The organism is Varibaculum sp. GTC20041 (assembly GCF_055387755.1).
This window is the reverse complement of the sequence record NZ_AP041144.1, coordinates 1,348,218-1,363,984: the sequence shown is the minus strand read 5'-3', so window position 1 is coordinate 1,363,984 and position 15,767 is coordinate 1,348,218. Positions and strand designations below refer to the sequence as shown.

Here is a 15,767-nt window from a genome sequence, read left to right as displayed (position 1 = left end):
TTTTTATTGGCGCTTTCAATGCCCTCTAAAGCTGCGCTTACTCACGGTCTCGCGGCTGCCAGCAAAGCTGCCCTCCAAGGCCCGAGAGTCGGAGGAAATCCCCAGGTGGGATGCGCTATTCTTTCTCCTGCAGGCAGGATATTGTCAATGGGGTATCACCGGGGAGCTGGAAGCGCGCACGCGGAAGTAGATGCGCTAACCAACTTGAAAGAGGATACCGGATCGGCTCCGCTAACCGCCGTAGTCACCTTGGAGCCGTGCAACCATACCGGTAAAACGCCTCCCTGTAGCCGCGCCCTGATTGAAGCGGGGATCAAAAATGTAATCTGGGCAGTTTCCGATCCTAATCCTAGGGCTAGCGGTGGCGGAGAGTATTTAAGAAGCCAGGGGATTAACGCTATGTCCGCTAGCGAAGCGGGGATTGACGCAAACGCCCTCGCGAAGGCGCGGGAAGTTAGTGCCCACTGGGTGCAGGCCACCCGACGCGGCCGTCCCTGGACGATTGCGAAAGTAGCGCAGACCCTGGACGGGTATTGCGCCGCTAAGGACGGATCTAGCCAGTGGATTACCAATCGGCTCTCGCGCGCCTATGCACACCGGATTCGTTCTCGCGTGGATGTGATTATTGCCGGTACCGGTACCGTCCTCGCTGATAACCCGCAGCTGTCGGCGCGTCTAGCCGATGGACGCGAGCTCCCGCACCAGCCGCGTCCCCTCGTGGTGGGCAAGCGCAACCTTCCCGCAGAATATTATCTCGCGGGCAAAGCAGAACAGGCTCGCACCCACGACCTTGAGGCGGTACTAGAAAGCTGCTATCAGCGCGGAGAGATTTTCGCGCTCCTGGAGGGCGGACCGACCTTGGTGACCGCAGCGTTGAAGGCGAATCTGGTCGATGAACTACATATTTACCAAGCGCCCCGCCTGTTGGGCGCGGGGCACAAAGGAATAGGCGACTTAGGGGTTACCGCTTTGAGCAGTTCCCTGGATTTCCAATTACAACAGGTTAAAGAGTTAGGCGGAGATGTTTTCTTGGCGTTAGAAAAGGAAGGGACAGCATGTTTACCGGACTAATCGCAGAGGTGGGGACAATTAGCTCGCTAAATAAGCGAGAAGCAGACCTCGAAATTGGGATTTCTTGCACTTTCGCCTCCGAGCTATCCCCGGGAGAATCGGTGGCTACCTCCGGGATTTGCCTGACCGTGACCCGGGTAGCAGGCGATACCTTCTATGCCTACGCCATGCCGGAAACCGTCCGGCTCACCACTCTGGGACAAAAAAGCCTGGGCGAGGGGGTAAATCTCGAGCGCGCCCTCCTGCCTACGGATCGTTTAGGGGGACACCTGGTTGCCGGGCATATTGACGGCACCGGTACGGTAACTTCCCTAGAGGAAGGGGAGCGTTGGCGAGAGCTACAGATTTCGGCACCGCCCTCATTAATGCCCCAGATAGCTCGGAAAGGTTCGATTGCGATCGACGGGGTATCTTTAACCGTAACCGCGGTGGGCACGGACTATTTCCGGGTCGCAATAATCCCCGTCACCCGCGATAACACTACTTTAGGAACGCTTTCGGTCGGCTCTTTAGTCAATTTGGAGACTGACCAGATAGCGAAATATGTGGAACGTCTACTTGAGGGGAGTAAAAACTAATGAGTGACTTGGCCAAGTTGTTCGCGCGGGTCAGCGCGGCGCTGCGGGCAGGAAAACCCGTCCTGGTAGCGGATTCTAAAGACCGGGAAAACGAAGTAGACGCGATTGTTAGCGCCCAAACAGTTACCTCCGAGTGGATGGGGTGGATGGTGCGTTACACCTCCGGTTATATTTGCGCCCCTATGCCGGCGGAACGTGCGGATTTGCTGGGATTGCCGATTCAATGGCCAGCTAATCAGGATCAGCTGCGCACCTGTTACACCGTTTCTTGTGATGCTGCCAGGGGAGTTACCACCGGGATTTCAGCTGCGGATCGCCGTACCACTTTGCGGGCTTTAGCTAACCCGCAGGCCAGCAGTGAAGATTTGGTGCGTCCCGGACATATTTTGCCGCTTAGGGCGCGCAGTGGCGGGGTTTTTACCCGGTCAGGACACACCGAGGCGGCAGTTGATTTAATGGAACTGGCAGAGCTGATGCCGGTAGCCGCTATCGGGGAAATGGTTCATGATGACGGTTCCATGGTTCGCTACCGGGACTGCCCGGCAATTGCCGAAAAGTTTGACCTGGAACTAATTACAGTCGCAGAGCTGAAAGAATTCTTATCTCAGGGAAGAACACCGGTAGAGCCAGCTAAGATCACCCGAGTTACCGAGATCGCCAGCGCCAAACTTCCCACACAATTTGGGGATTTTACGGTGCGTGCTTATCAGGATTCCGAATTGGGGACAGTACATATGGCTCTGATCTCCGAAAAGACAGCAGAGGCGACCGTGTTGGTGCGGATTCATTCCGAATGTCTGACCGGGGAATCTTTCGGCTCGCTGCGCTGCGATTGCGGGCCGCAGCTACAGCAAGCGATGAGACAGGTGGCGGATGAGGGCGGCGCGATTGTTTATCTGCGCGGTCAAGAAGGGCGCGGGATTGGGCTGAGCGAAAAAATTAAAGCCTATGCCTTACAGGATCGAGGACGGGACACCGCTCAGGCTAATCTTGATTTGGGATGGCCAGTTGACCTGCGTGAATATGGGGCTGCGGCCGCTATCTTACGGGATCTGCAGCTACTTAAGATCCGTTTGTTGACAAACAATCCGCAAAAGGCGCTGCTTAGTCAAGATGGGATTGAAGTGGAGGAAACCGTACCGCTAGAAGTCGGGATCGATCCCCACAATATCGAGTATTTACGTACCAAACAGCGGCTGGGACATACCTTCCACAATCTCGACAATTTCGTGGCTAAGAAATAGCCGCGGCGCCCTACGGAATAATCTACTGGTACTGAGGAGGAAAAATGGCTGGAGCGGGAGTTCCCGACTTACATATTGCTGGAGCAGGCAAGAAAGTGCTGATTATCGCTACTCAATGGCATGAGCAGGTCATGGAGGGGCTGGTAGCAGGAGCTAAACGCGCCTGTCAGGACGCGAAGGCGGAATTCGAAGTAGTGCGGGTTCCGGGCTCCTTTGAGCTTCCCTTAGCGGCTAAAGCCTATGCTGAAAGTGGGAAAGCGGATGCCCTGGTTTGTCTGGGAGTAGTCATTCGCGGGGGTACTCCTCATTTTGACTATGTTTGCGATGCCGCGACCTATGGTCTTACCAAAGTGTCGGTTGAGTCCCGGATTCCCCTAGGTTTTGGCTTGTTGACCTGTGATAACGAAGCGCAAGCCTTGGATCGAGCCGGGTTAGAAGCCTCTAGCGAAGATAAAGGATACGAGGCCGTACAGGCAGCGTTAGCCATGGTGCAAGTTTTGACGCAGGCTGCCAAGTAATCTGCTTTGTCTTTAGCTTTGCGCGAATCACAGGTTCGAGGTTAATAAGTAGCGGTCAATCAAGGTAGAGTTAGCAGTCGAGGCGGCCGAGTGCTGACAAAGGTTTTGCTGAGATTGAGCGCTACGGTTTCTAAGGACAGTGAGGAGATATGAGCCAGGCAAGTATCCGGCGGGACGACGTGTTGCGAGCTATCGTCACCGACTATGTGGAAACCGGTGAACCCGTAGGCTCTAAAGCGTTGGTAGATCGGCATGATTTGCGGGTATCTCCGGCTACGGTTCGCAATGATATGTCGGTGCTGGAAGAGAAAGGCTATCTTTATCAGCCCCATACCTCTGCTGGACGAGTACCCACCGAAAAGGGGTATCGCGCCTTCGTAGACCGGATATCAGAGCTCAGCCCGATTACCAGTGCCCAGCGGCGCGCGATTGAGACTTTCGTTTTAGAAGCCGCTGATTTTGATGAAGTAGTAGCCCGTACCGTTCGGGTTTTAGCCCAGTTGACCCGGCAATTAGCGGTGGTGCAGTACCCGCATTTTGAGCGCAGCGGCCTGCGCCATATCGAGCTAATCCCAGTTGCAGAGTTCAAACTGTTAGTAATCGTCATTACCAATAGTGCCCGGGTGCAGCAGGCTAGTATCGAGACTCGTTATGAGATTGACTCTGCGAGCGCCCACTCTTTGGCGGTGCTACTAAACTCCACTTTAGAGGGAATGGAAGCATCGCAAATATCCCAGGTGGAGCCAGTATTAATGGCAGGAGCCGCCCCGGAACACCTGGAAGTGATCTCTCAAGTATTGCCGATTATTCGCGAGGCCCTTACCGGGGAACGCACCGAGAGGATCGTGATGGTAGGGGCGGGAAATTTGGTGCGCTCTAGCCCCGAGTTTTCTAGTTCGATCGGCTCCATTTTAGATGCCCTGGAAGAGCAAGTAACCTTGTTGCGGCTGTTTTCAGAGATTGATCAACAAGATTCGCCAGTTACGGTCACGATTGGCTCAGAATCAGGAGAGCATTCCCTGTCGGAAACTTCCATTGTGGCAGGGGCTTACGGGGATAAAGAAAGCGGGGTCGCCCATGTCGGAATAGTGGGCCCGCAAAGAATGGACTATCCGCGCGCAATGAGTATTGTTCGTGCGGTTTCGCGGTATTTATCGCGGATGATGACCAGGTAGATTAGGAAAGAGGAAAACGGATCCTTGGCTGATTACTATGAGATTCTAGGGGTTTCCCGGGACGCTACGGAAGCGGAGATTAGACGTGCGTACCGCCGCAAAGCCCGCAAGTTACATCCGGACGTAGCCGGGCCGCAGTCAGAAGAGGCTTTCAAAGAGGTCTCGATGGCGCACGAAGTCCTGTCTGATCCGGAAAAGCGGCGCCGCTACGATATGGGCGGTGAGTCCGGTTTCGCCAGCTCCGGTATGGGCGACTTTTCCATGTTCTCCGATATTTTTGAGAGCTTTTTCGGAGGGGAGTCGGGCGGTGGCCCGACTCCGAGAGGACGGAGAGGTGAGGATCTGCGTCAACGCCTGGAAATCGCTTTAGAGGAAGCGGTATTTGGGGTAAAGAAACAGGTACAGGTGCGGACTGCGGTAGTGTGCCCTACCTGTGAGGGGAGCTGTTGCGCCCCGGGAACTTCCCCGCGTACCTGTCAGGTTTGTAATGGCCGCGGCTCGGTTACCCGCTCTACCCGTACCTTCTTGGGACAAATGCAATCCACCGTTCCCTGTAGTGCCTGTGCCGGTCACGGTACCACAATTCCTGATCCCTGCCCCGAGTGCTCCGGTGAAGGACGAGTACGTACCACTTCCACTTTGCAGGTAGAGATTCCTCCCGGGGTGCAAACCGGACATAAAGTGCAGCTGCGTGGTAAAGGCGCAGTAGGACCGGGAGGTGGCCCCAGCGGGGATTTGTATTTAGAGATCAAAGTCAGTGCCCATCGGGTATTTTCCCGCCACGGGGATAATCTGGAGACTACATTGCGGGTGCCGATGACGGCCGCCATTTTGGGAACCAAAGTTGACTTGGATACTTTTGATGGCACTCAAGAGATTACTATTGCACCTGGCACCCAGCCTGGCCAACAGATTCGGCTTGCCGGCTTGGGGGTAGGACGCTTACAGCGAGAAGGGCGCGGCGACCTGATTGTAAATATTATGGTTCAGGTACCCACTAACCTAGATGCTGCTCAGCGGGAACTAATCTCGCAATTGGCGCAGCTTAGACAAGAAGATCGGGTAGAACCAGAACCGCTAGCCGATAGCGGAGTATTCTCTCGCCTGCGGGAACGATTTGCAGGTCACTAATGTTTCTTCCCGTATTTTTAGGTGACGAATCCTGCCCGCCGCTCATCTCCCTGCAAGAAGGAGGACGCGGATCCCTTAAAGGGGCAGAAGCCGCCCACGCAGTCGGTTCGCTGCGTCTGGGAGTAGGAGACCCCCTCGACCTCGTGGACGCTAAGGGGCTGCGGCTACGCTGCCAGATACTGGCAACCGATAAAAACTTTTTAGAGTTTGAAGTACTTCAGGTAATGCACCTATCTTTGCCGCAAACCCAGTTTGGGCTGATTCAGGCACTTTCAAAGGGTGGGCGTGATGAACAGGCAGTGGAATCGGCAGTCGAGTTAGGGGTAAGCCGGGTGCGTCCCTGGGCGGCAGGGCGCTCGATTGTGCAATGGAAGGGATCCAAAGTGCAGCGGGGAGCTAAGAAGTGGGAGTCGCTACTGCAAGCGGCAGCAAAACAGTCCCGCCGTGCCAACTGGCCTCTCCTAGATCCCTTAGCTGATTCGCGCAGGCTGCAAGAAATAATCGCCGCCGCAGGCAGCGAAGAAAAGTTTCTGCTGCTCGACCCGGATTCCTCTCTACCTCTTATTGAAGCCTGGGAGCAGGTAAGTGAGGCGAAAATGATACACCTGATTGTTGGGCCGGAGGGCGGGGTGAGCCCGGAGGAAACTGCTAAGTTTTGCGCTGCCGGCGCGATTACTGCGCGGCTGGGACCTACCGTTTTACGCTCCTCTAGCGCCGGGCCGGCTGCCTTGGCGGCGTTAGGCCTTTGCAGCGGCTTTTGGGGACGGAAGGAAGCACTCTGAGATGACCGATGAGCTAACCCAGGTGGTAATGCCCGAAGACCTGGATCCGGTGCTGGTGTTTGGCCCGGGAGACCAGGTATTGCGGGCAATGCAAGATAATCTGCCGGGGGTACGGATTAACTCGCGCGGCAATATCGTAACTTTTCAAGGCAATCCCGGCGAGGCGCGGATGGGTGCCGACCTGCTAGGCGAATTGATTGCAGCTGCCCGTCATGGTAATCCCTTATCTGCCGCGGCAGTCCAGCAGGCGTTAACCCTCATGTCATCGCAAGAAACCTTGCCGGTACTGCGTACTAAACGCCGACAGGTTAGGGCAAAAACCCCTGGCCAGCAAAAATATTTAGAGGCGATCGCCAATAATCGGATCGTTTTTGGAGTAGGGCCAGCCGGGACCGGAAAAACCTATCTGGCGATGGCAAAAGCGGTGGAAGCTTTAGAATCAGGGGCGGTGTCCCGGATAGTTTTGACCCGTCCCGCGGTAGAAGCAGGTGAATCGCTCGGTTTTTTGCCCGGTACACTCACCGAAAAGATCGATCCCTATCTGCGTCCTCTTTATGATGCCTTACGGGAAATGCTGGAACCGGCGGAACTCGCCCAGCTGCTAGAATCGGGCACGATTGAGGTTGCTCCGCTTGCCTATATGCGCGGGCGCACCATTTCTCATGCGTTCATCGTGTTGGATGAAGCTCAGAACACCACTACCCAACAGATGAAAATGTTTCTCACCCGGCTGGGGGAAGGCTCAACTATGGTTGTGACCGGGGATATTACCCAGATTGACCTGCCTCGGGGCAAGCTTTCGGGACTTAAAGATGCTCGCAACGTCCTCACCGGAGTTAAGGATATCGAGTTTTGCTATTTGACCAGCGAGGACGTGGTGCGCGATAAACTGGTGGGACTGATTATTGATGCCTATGAACGACATGCGAACACTTTAGATGAGGGGGAGAAATATCGGTGAGCGTAGAGGTATTAAACGAAACTGAATACCAAATAGACGGGGAAGAATTCCAAGAGCTTGCCGCCTATGTGCTGGAGGCAATGCATGTTTCTCCAGCGGTTGAAATGTCGCTGATTTTCGTGGAACCGGATGCGATTGCTGCCTTGCATGAACGTTGGTTAGACCTAGAAGGTCCGACCGATGTGATGAGTTTTCCGATGGATGAACTGCGCCCTGGCAGCGCGGATTCTCCCACCGAGGCCGGTATCTTAGGGGACATTGTGATTTGCCCCGAGGTGGCTCAGGCGCAAGCCGCTAGGGCTGGGCACTCTTCCGCTGAAGAAATGCTGCTGCTTACGGTGCACGGAATCTTGCATCTTTTAGGGTATGACCACGCCGAAAAGGATGAAGAAAAAGAAATGTTTGCTTTGCAACGAAAACTCTTGCTGACCTTCTTAGCGGAGCGGAGCTAAACTTGATCTCCCAAATACCTGCGGGAGGACTCCTCGCCTTAGCGATCGCATTAGTGGGGGTAGATGCCGCCTGGGCAGCGGCGCTGGGAGCCTACCAAACTCTTTCCCATGCGCGGGCTCAAGACCTGGTAGAAGCAGGGCGCCGCCACGCGCCGTTAGTACGTTCCCTGCTGGAAGATCGGGGACATACCGTGGCTATCTGCCAGTCTTGGCGCCTGTTTGCACAGGTATTAGCGGCCACCTGTATGACTTTGGCTATGGTAGGGTTTGGCTTGACTTGGTGGGTGGCGCTGTTAGTATCGCTACTGGTATTGGGAGCCCTGCTGCTGATCTTTGCCACTTTTGTAGGTATGCGGGTGGGGTATTATCGCCCCGAAGCTACCGCTTTGTGGCTGAGTAAAATGGTTAATTTTGGGCTAAAAATATCGGTTCTTTCTCGCCCGGTAGAATGGATAGTGCAAAAGATCGCGCCCCTCGGTCCGGTAGATGAGGCCGCTTCTCGGGCTGAAATCGCGGAAGATTTCCGGGAAATGGTCGACGAAATGGGACAGGAAGAGAACCTAGCTTTCGAGGATGAAGACCGCCAAATCGTGCGTTCTGCCTTGGAACTGGGGACTACTCTGGTTCGGGAAATTATCGTGCCGCGTACCGATATGGTGGCGGTAGAAACCACAACCGTAGCCAGAGAAGCTTTCGAAGTTTTCATTCAATCTGGTTTTTCGCGGATCCCGGTGCTCGGGGAAGACGCCGATGATGTGCGGGGAATGCTCTATCTGAAAGATCTGATTTCGCGCTGTTTTTCTCGCCCCGAACTAATGGATCATCCGGTCCCTGAAATGATGCGCGAAGCCTTCTTTGTCCCCGAAGTAATGCTCGCTGACGACTTGATGCGTCAGATGCAAGTGGACGCTCCCCATATCGCGGTAGTGGTTGACGAATGGGGAGGCACCGTTGGCCTGGTGACCATTGAAGATATTTTGGAAGAGCTGGTCGGAGAGGTAACTGATGAACATGACCGCGCCGAGCAAGAACCGGAGCAACTCAGCGCCAATACCTGGTTGGTGCCCGCCCGTTTAGGTTTAGATGACCTCGCTGAACTAGTAGGTCTGGAAATAACTGATGACGAAGTGGATACTGCTGGTGGGTTGCTGGCCAAAGCTTTAGGAAAAGTGCCCCTGCTGGGATCACATGCCTTGACTAAGGGACTGGAAATTACTGTGAAAGAAGTTGCTGGCCGGCGCCGGCAAATGGATACCCTATTGGTGGAACGTCTAGACACAGAAACGGACGAAGAATGAGTGAGCAAGACAAAACAGCACCTAGCGAGCATCGTGCAGGATTTGTTTCCATCGTGGGTCGCCCTAATGTTGGCAAATCTACCCTAACGAATGCGCTGGTAGGACAGAAAGTGGCAATCACTTCTTCGCGTCCGGAAACTACCCGACATAACGTACGCGGAGTAGTTCAGGGTCAGGATTATCAGATTGTATTGGTCGATACTCCCGGTCTACACCGCCCCCGCACGCTGCTGGGTAAACGCTTAAACGATATGGTGCGCGAAGCCTTAGTAGATGTGGATGCAGTGGTTTTTTGCGTGCCCGCGGATCAAAAGATTGGCCCGGGTGATCGCTATATTGCTGCCGAACTTAAAGAACTCAATATTCCGGTTATATTGGCGGTTACCAAAGCTGATCTGGTTTCGAAAGAACGAATGGTATCAGCACTGGTAGCTGCGGGCGAACTGGGAGATTGGAAAGAGATTGTCCCCGTCAGTGCGGTAGAGGGCGAAGTGTCGGTACTGGCGGATCAGATCGCGAAATACCTGCCACCTTCTCCGCCTCTATATCCGCGCGACCAGGTCAGTGATGAGTCAGTAGAAAAACTGATTGCGGAATTTGTGCGCGAGGCAGCGCTAGAAGGGGTACGCGAAGAGCTTCCGCATTCGATTGCGGTGCAGGTAGAAGAGATTCTCTACCAGGGGGAAGATAGTGGGCCGAGCCTAGGGTACGGTACGCACCGCGCCTGGGAAAAAGATAAAGATAATGTCAAAGGCACAGAAGACGAAGTTGCTTCGGGCGATGCCCACTCTCTTGCCGATACAGGAGCTCAAGGTGGGGCCGCGTCCCCTCAGCAGGAAACTAAACCGTTAGATGTGCATGTAAACGTGTTCGTGGAACGCGATTCCCAAAAAGGAATTTTGATCGGTAAAGGTGGCAGCCATATTCGCCGAGTGCGGATAAAATCCAAACGACAGATTCAAACACTATTGGGGCGTCCAGTGCAGTTGCACCTGCATGTACGGGTGGCAAAGAATTGGCAGTCGGACACGAAAATGCTCGGGCGTCTGGGATTTTAACTCTGCCTCAAGGGGATAGGCGCTTTGAGGTGGCTTTATTAGGCAGCCGGCAGCTATCTCTGTTTCGTTCGTAGCGGGCAAAAGGATTATTGTAAACGTTTCCCTATACCGGGGTTTTCCTGCTAGGATCGTTAACATTAAGTTCTAGCGCGAGGAGGCGTTTAGTAGTGGCAACCATTAGGGATGTGGCCAAGGCGGCGGGAGTCTCGATTGCTACCGTTTCGCGTGCCCTGAATGGGAATACTCATCTAGCTGCCGATACCAGGCAGAAAGTATTGGTAGCCGCCGAAGAACTGGGGTATCAAAAAGACCGGTTAGCAGCGGCGATGCGCACCGGACGTACCGGAGCCATCGGGTTAGTGGTAGGAGACGTAATGAACCCGTTCTATGCGATGCTGGCGCATTGTGTGGAGCGGGCGGTTCATTCCCACGAAGCATCCCTCGTACTATCTAATGCGCATGAGGATGGGCAAAGCTACGAAAACGGGATTCAGGCATTGGCAAAACAAGGGGTAGATGGGTTGCTAGTGGTACCGCCCTCCCGGGTGTCACCGGGATGGAAACATCCGGATTCCCCCGAAGGAATGGCAATGGTGGCTCTAGATCGGGAAGCTCCGGGATCCAAGATCCCCTCGGTGGTGATTGATTCTGCCCGAGCAATGCAAGACCTGGGAGAGCATCTACGCGCTGCCGGGTATCGTCATCCCGCTTATCTTGCAGGCCCCGAGTTTTCTTTATCGGAGCAAAGACGCACCGAAAAACTCCAGGGAGCCTTAGCTAACTGTGGATTTGAGGAGCTAGAAGTAGAGTATTGCCCCCACGAGGCAGTCTCCGCGGCTAGTGCCGCCCGGGCTCTATTGGCACTGTACCGTCCCGATATTATTATCTGTGCCTCCAACCAGATTGCCCTGGGGGTATTGATGATCGCAAAAAGTATGGGGATGCAGCTAGGCAGCGACCTGGGATTGGTGGCAATCGACGATATTCCCTGGTTTTCAGTAATGTCTCCGACGATCAGCGTAATTGATCAACCGGTCGATAAACTCGCTAACTTGGGGGTAACGGTACTGATGAAACAGATTTTCGGTGCCTCCTATTTGCCGAAAGCTGGGGATCGTTTAGTGGCCGGGGAAGGTGCCTTTATTCCTCGGGAATCCACCCAAGGGCCACAGTTGTCTGCTCAATATGCGGGCCGGTGGTTACCAGAAAGTGGAAAAACAGTTTAGAGTAGACCCGTGCGCATGATTATTCTGCTGCTAGGCTGCCGCGACGAAGTCCAGTAAAACTGGTCGAGGCTCGTCGCGGGATTCTTTGGTGTCTTCGGCCAGCCACTTAAAAAGCAGAAAGAAATCTTCGAATGCAAACTACTGGTAAAGCTCCCCAGCAACAACCTTCCGGAATGCCGTTTCAAAAGTATGCTCATTTTTGGGATACTTGCCTGAAACTGCCGGATCGTACCTGGCCAGATAGAAATGTTACCCAGGCTCCCCGTTGGCTATCTACGGATTTGCGGGACGGTAATCAGGCGTTGATTGAGCCGATGGATCCCAGGCGTAAACGCAAATTGTTCGATTTGTTAGTGCAGATTGGGTTGAGAGAAATCGAGATTGGGTTTCCGGCGGCCTCACAGATAGATTTTGATTTTGTGCGCTCGCTGGTGGAAGAGGACGCTATCCCCGAGGACGTGTGCGTTTCCGTGCTTACTCAGGCGCGTGAAGATTTAATCGGACGTACCGTAGAGTCCCTAGTGGGGGTGCCGCGCGCCAATGTGCATATCTATAACGCCACCTCACCAACTTTTCGGGAAGTAGTATTCCATAACGATAAAGCCGCCACCGTGGAACTGGCTGTAAGCGGGGTGCACGAGGTAATCGCGCAAGCAGAAAAGCAGCTCGATGATTCCACGGTTTTCGGGCTGCAATATTCTCCAGAAGTTTTCGTAGATACCGAAGCCGAGTTCGCCCTGGAAATCTGTGAAGCGGTTATGGATATTTGGCAACCCGATGAGGATCGCGAAATTATTTTGAACCTGCCGGCAACTGTGGAGCGTTATACGCCGGACTCCTATGCAGATCAAATCGAATGGATGAGCCGGAACCTGAGCCGCCGTGAGCATATCTGTTTGTCGGTACATAATCATAATGACCGGGGAACGGGGATTGCTGCGGCAGAACTGTCTATGAAAGCCGGCGCTGACCGGGTAGAAGGCTGCCTGTTGGGTCAGGGCGAGCGCACTGGTAACGTAGATTTAATTACTTTGGCGATGAATCTTTATTCCCAAGGAATCGACCCCATGTTGGATTTGTCCAACCTGGATCGGGTGCGCGAAACCGTAGAGTATTGCATCCGCATGGAGAATAATCCTCGCCAGCCCTATACCGGCGATTTGGTTTACACTTCCTTTTCTGGCTCTCATCAAGATGCCATTAAGAAAGGCTTTGATAAGCGTACCCAGGAAGTTGCGGCTGCTGGCGGTGACCAGAACCAGGTAATTTGGACAGTTCCTTACCTGCCGATTGACCCCGGTGATGTAGGACGCGATTACCAGGCGGTAGTGCGGGTGAACTCTCAGTCTGGCAAGGGCGGAATAGCGTTCCTGATGAAACGCGACTACTCTTTGGATTTGCCACGCCGCCTGCAGGTAGAGTTCTATCGCCTGGTTCAGGACTATACGGAAAAGTTTGGGGGAGAAGTCGATTCCAAACATTTATGGAACATTTTCGCTGACGAGTATTTGCCCGGCGAAGAGCATAGTCTTTCTCCTTGGGGGCGCTTCAAATTGTGCGATTCCCTCGCAGATACCAACCATGAAACTGGGGTAGTGTCTTTGCGAGCCCAAGTTAGCGATAACGGTACTTTGCGTACTTTAGAGGCGGTGGCGCCTGGCCCTATTGAAGCGTTTATTACTGCTTTCCAGGAGCTCGGTTTGGATATCAAGGTGCTGGACTATGTAGAGCACGCGATGGAAACCGGGGAAAGTTCGCGGGCAGCCGCCTATATTGAGGCCGAGATTGCCGGTCAGGTGCTGTGGGGAGTTGGCATTGATTCTTCGATTACCCGCGCTACCTATAAGGCGGTAATCAGCGCCCTCAACCGCGCCGAGCGCTAGGGCGTCTGCAAAACCTGCGTTAGAACATCTGCAAAACCTGCGCTAGGGTGTCTGCAAATAGTCCGCTAGCACTTTCTGAGCTGCATTAACCTAGGAGCGACAGAGGAATCACTGCTACTCCGTCTTTGTAGAGATCATCGCTTGAACAACCAGGTGTTTTTAAGGCTGTGTCCGTTTAAGGTGATTCTCTAACGCGCTCTTTAATGCTGGTAAGTGGTTTTCGACTACGTCCCTGATTATCTGGATATCAACTCCGAAATATTCGTGAACTAGAATATTGCGAAATCCTCTGATTTGCGTCCAGGGAATATCTGGATTTGAGTCGGTGACCTTACAAGACAAACGGCTGGCGGCTTCCCCTATTATTTGTAGGTTCCGTTCTATAGCATCCTCTACCATCTCAGTAAACTCGGCAGAGCTATCAGGGGTTAGTTGTTTCAGATAGCATTCACATTTGTTAATGGCTCGCAAAATGTCTTGGCAGCGTGATTTGTCGTCTCGATTCATAGCGGTACTGCCTCATTTAGTGCTTGCTGGCTAATCTTTGATTTAAGTAGTTGAGTAGGGAAAATATCTATATTTTCCCCTAAAAGATCCCGCGTTTCCTCCAATAGCCCGCTCGCTCGCATTAACAGGTTTCCGTCCTCGGGGCTCATCTCAACCAAGATGTCGATGTCGCTTTTAGCGTTGGCATCGCCACGGGCTACCGAGCCAAAAAGAAGCGGATTTGAAGCTCCGTATTTTTCCAGTAAAGACCGAAACTCGTTGGTATTTGCAGCTAATAGGGCGCGCAACTGCAGCGTTTCCGGAGTTAAGCTACCTGGGGTATCAACGAACACAAAATCATGCTATCAGTTGGCAACCACAGTTTCACTGCCGTTAGTTAATAATTCGAAGGGAAGAGGGTGCTCGCTAACCGCAGATTACTATCTTTATTCCTAGTCGAAAAGACGATATTAGCGTCCGAAATGGTCGAGTTAGGAGGAGTGTTTCGCTTTGGAAGAGATAGTTAAGAGGCTATTGGAAAGTGGTAAATGCTTTACAGTATCTGCGCTAGGGTGTCTAAATAGTGCGATAGCGCCCTCTGGACTGCGCTAACCGAGTAGCGCCAGAGGGATTACCGCTACCCCGTCTTTGCGACGATAAGCGTAAGTACCGGTGTAGACCAAGACTTTATCTAGCAGCCGATTTCCAAGTCGCTTTTCTAGCCAGTTGAGATGGCGCACGTCTTCTGTATCTATGATTGCGGAGGACTTAGCTTCGAATGCGATAGTTTTTCCATCGTAGCGCTCGATAATCGCATCTACTTCACGTTCTCCCGAAGGGGTGCGGAAGTGGAAGACCTGAGATTCGCATTCTTGAGCGGCTCCCCGCAAGGTGAGCAACATCAGCGATTCAAATAGCTGCCCATAAATTTCTAAGGTTCCCTCGGCGCCACTGGTCAAAACATCTTCACTGACCCCCATAAGATAAGCGGCTAACCCCGGATCTGCCAGGTGGTGTTTAGGAGCTTTCGATAATCTTGCGAAGGACGTATAAGTTGGCGACCAAGCAGGAAGCGGATCTAAAATCCAGAGTTTTTCTAGGAGGTTTCGGTAGCTGCTAGTGGCTGATTTTGAGGGTAAATCGCCCTCTGCTGGTAGCGCAGCTTTTAATATCTTGGTATACGAAGCAGTGGTGGCAGTAGCAGCTGAATATGCACGCAGCCATGCTTGTAAGGCCGCTGGTCTACGCAGGGTAACTCCCTGTTCAGGGAAATCACGGTCAACTATCCGCGAAATATAGCCCGCAACGGCCGCCCTGCGCGCCCGAGGAGAAAGGTCTTCTATCTGGGGGAAGCCGGTGGAACAGATGGCGCGGGCGTAATCCGAATAAGAGAAGTTACTTTCCCCAGATATCGGAGTGGAGAAGGGTTTTGAGGAAAAAATATCGCGGATAAAGATCTTTGGAGTGCTGCCGGGGCGTTCCGATAATGCCAGAGGACGCATTCTCAGTGAAATAATTCTCCCGGCGCCAGAATGGGTGTCCACATTCTCAATCGGGGTAGCACTGCCGGTAAATAGAAAACGAGTATCGGCTTTTTCATCGATAAGTCGGCGGGCGCCATCCCAGACCGGAGGATAGTTTTGCCATTCGTCAAGCAATACAGTTTTGTGGGAGGTAAGCACTGTTCGTATCTGCGAAGCAACTAGATTACGTACATCCGGAGAATCTAGTTCGAGGACGCTTTCGACTCTACGGGAAGCAGTAACGGTTTTCCCCACGCCTTTAGGGCCATCAAGCGCGATTCCAGGTAACTCTGGAAGCAGCGCATCGAGCTCGTTATCTACGTATCGTCTAAGATATGTTTCAGAAGAACCTGGAAGCACTTTTACCTCAATTAATAGATG

The 15,767-nt window shown here is 53.3% G+C and carries 16 protein-coding genes; 13 read left to right on the top strand and 3 right to left on the bottom strand.

Annotation, left to right across the window (positions count from 1 at the left end):
* Window positions 1-6: 6 nt before the first annotated feature.
* From ribD to leuA, 13 genes are all read left to right on the top strand, one after another.
* A complete protein-coding gene (gene ribD / locus ACZ5BI_RS05780) occupies window positions 7-1,071 on the top strand; it encodes a bifunctional diaminohydroxyphosphoribosylaminopyrimidine deaminase/5-amino-6-(5-phosphoribosylamino)uracil reductase RibD (RefSeq protein ID WP_316098225.1) in 1,065 nt (354 codons plus the stop codon).
* A complete protein-coding gene (locus ACZ5BI_RS05775) occupies window positions 1,056-1,649 on the top strand; it encodes a riboflavin synthase (protein WP_316098227.1) in 594 nt (197 codons plus the stop codon). The genes ribD and ACZ5BI_RS05775 overlap by 16 nt, the downstream gene beginning before the upstream one ends.
* A complete protein-coding gene (gene ribA, locus ACZ5BI_RS05770; protein WP_316087131.1) occupies window positions 1,649-2,893 on the top strand; it encodes a GTP cyclohydrolase II in 1,245 nt (414 codons plus the stop codon). The genes ACZ5BI_RS05775 and ribA overlap by 1 nt, the downstream gene beginning before the upstream one ends.
* A gap of 44 nt (window positions 2,894-2,937) precedes the next feature.
* Window positions 2,938-3,411 carry a 6,7-dimethyl-8-ribityllumazine synthase gene (gene ribH, locus ACZ5BI_RS05765; RefSeq protein ID WP_316087130.1) on the top strand — a complete coding sequence of 158 codons (474 nt, stop codon included), beginning with the start codon at window positions 2,938-2,940 and terminating at the stop codon, window positions 3,409-3,411.
* Window positions 3,412-3,560: 149 nt separating this feature from the next.
* Window positions 3,561-4,586: a heat-inducible transcriptional repressor HrcA gene (gene hrcA, locus ACZ5BI_RS05760; protein ID WP_464895837.1), complete on the top strand. Its 1,026-nt coding sequence runs from the start codon at window positions 3,561-3,563 to the stop codon at window positions 4,584-4,586.
* Between the two features lie 24 nt (window positions 4,587-4,610).
* Window positions 4,611-5,717: a molecular chaperone DnaJ gene (gene dnaJ / locus ACZ5BI_RS05755; RefSeq protein ID WP_464895836.1), complete on the top strand. Its 1,107-nt coding sequence runs from the start codon at window positions 4,611-4,613 to the stop codon at window positions 5,715-5,717.
* Window positions 5,717-6,499: a 16S rRNA (uracil(1498)-N(3))-methyltransferase gene (locus ACZ5BI_RS05750; protein WP_464895835.1), complete on the top strand. Its 783-nt coding sequence runs from the start codon at window positions 5,717-5,719 to the stop codon at window positions 6,497-6,499. Before dnaJ ends, ACZ5BI_RS05750 begins: the two co-directional genes overlap by 1 nt.
* A 1-nt stretch (window position 6,500) precedes the next feature.
* A complete protein-coding gene (locus ACZ5BI_RS05745) occupies window positions 6,501-7,460 on the top strand; it encodes a PhoH family protein (RefSeq protein ID WP_316098231.1) in 960 nt (319 codons plus the stop codon).
* Window positions 7,457-7,912: an rRNA maturation RNase YbeY gene (gene ybeY, locus ACZ5BI_RS05740; RefSeq protein ID WP_238127402.1), complete on the top strand. Its 456-nt coding sequence runs from the start codon at window positions 7,457-7,459 to the stop codon at window positions 7,910-7,912. The genes ACZ5BI_RS05745 and ybeY overlap by 4 nt, the downstream gene beginning before the upstream one ends.
* A gap of 2 nt (window positions 7,913-7,914) precedes the next feature.
* Window positions 7,915-9,210, top strand: coding sequence for a hemolysin family protein (locus tag ACZ5BI_RS05735; protein ID WP_464895834.1), 1,296 nt, complete (start codon window positions 7,915-7,917; stop codon window positions 9,208-9,210).
* Complete coding sequence (gene era / locus ACZ5BI_RS05730; RefSeq protein WP_464895833.1) at window positions 9,207-10,268, top strand: GTPase Era; 1,062 nt, start codon at window positions 9,207-9,209, stop codon at window positions 10,266-10,268. Before ACZ5BI_RS05735 ends, era begins: the two co-directional genes overlap by 4 nt.
* A 167-nt stretch (window positions 10,269-10,435) precedes the next feature.
* Entirely contained in the window at window positions 10,436-11,494 is a 1,059-nt protein-coding gene (locus tag ACZ5BI_RS05725; RefSeq protein ID WP_464895832.1) for a LacI family DNA-binding transcriptional regulator, read from the top strand.
* Between the two features lie 131 nt (window positions 11,495-11,625).
* Window positions 11,626-13,377 carry a 2-isopropylmalate synthase gene (gene leuA / locus ACZ5BI_RS05720; protein WP_464895831.1) on the top strand — a complete coding sequence of 584 codons (1,752 nt, stop codon included), beginning with the start codon at window positions 11,626-11,628 and terminating at the stop codon, window positions 13,375-13,377.
* A 159-nt stretch (window positions 13,378-13,536) separates the two neighbouring features.
* On the opposite strand, the gene ACZ5BI_RS05715 is transcribed toward leuA, so the two are convergent.
* The 3 genes from ACZ5BI_RS05715 to ACZ5BI_RS05705 form a co-directional block, all read right to left on the bottom strand.
* On the bottom strand, window positions 13,537-13,884 hold the full coding sequence (locus ACZ5BI_RS05715; protein ID WP_464895830.1) for a HepT-like ribonuclease domain-containing protein: 348 nt from the start codon (window positions 13,882-13,884) through the stop codon (window positions 13,537-13,539).
* The gene (locus ACZ5BI_RS05710; protein WP_464895829.1) at window positions 13,881-14,216 is read right to left on the bottom strand and encodes a nucleotidyltransferase family protein; all 336 of its coding nucleotides are present in this window, start codon (window positions 14,214-14,216) and stop codon (window positions 13,881-13,883) included. Before ACZ5BI_RS05710 ends, ACZ5BI_RS05715 begins: the two co-directional genes overlap by 4 nt.
* Before the next feature lie 255 nt (window positions 14,217-14,471).
* Window positions 14,472-15,746 (bottom strand): ATP-binding protein, encoded by a 1,275-nt coding sequence (locus ACZ5BI_RS05705; RefSeq protein WP_464895828.1) that lies wholly within the window; start codon window positions 15,744-15,746, stop codon window positions 14,472-14,474.
* Between the last annotated feature and the right edge of the window lie 21 nt (window positions 15,747-15,767).

What these genes read in the sequence shown, in the direction of transcription:
- ACZ5BI_RS05775 (WP_316098227.1), top strand. Translation starts at nt 1,056, where the DNA reads ATGTTTACCGGACTAATCGCAGAGGTGGGGACAATTAGCTCGCTAAAT.
- ribA (WP_316087131.1), top strand. Translation starts at nt 1,649, where the DNA reads ATGAGTGACTTGGCCAAGTTGTTCGCGCGGGTCAGCGCGGCGCTGCGG.
- ribH (WP_316087130.1), top strand. Translation starts at nt 2,938, where the DNA reads ATGGCTGGAGCGGGAGTTCCCGACTTACATATTGCTGGAGCAGGCAAG.
- hrcA (WP_464895837.1), top strand. Translation starts at nt 3,561, where the DNA reads ATGAGCCAGGCAAGTATCCGGCGGGACGACGTGTTGCGAGCTATCGTC.
- ACZ5BI_RS05750 (WP_464895835.1), top strand. Translation starts at nt 5,717, where the DNA reads ATGTTTCTTCCCGTATTTTTAGGTGACGAATCCTGCCCGCCGCTCATC.
- ACZ5BI_RS05745 (WP_316098231.1), top strand. Translation starts at nt 6,501, where the DNA reads ATGACCGATGAGCTAACCCAGGTGGTAATGCCCGAAGACCTGGATCCG.
- era (WP_464895833.1), top strand. Translation starts at nt 9,207, where the DNA reads ATGAGTGAGCAAGACAAAACAGCACCTAGCGAGCATCGTGCAGGATTT.
- leuA (WP_464895831.1), top strand. Translation starts at nt 11,626, where the DNA reads ATGCAAACTACTGGTAAAGCTCCCCAGCAACAACCTTCCGGAATGCCG.
- ACZ5BI_RS05715 (WP_464895830.1), bottom strand. Translation starts at nt 13,884, where the DNA reads ATGAATCGAGACGACAAATCACGCTGCCAAGACATTTTGCGAGCCATT.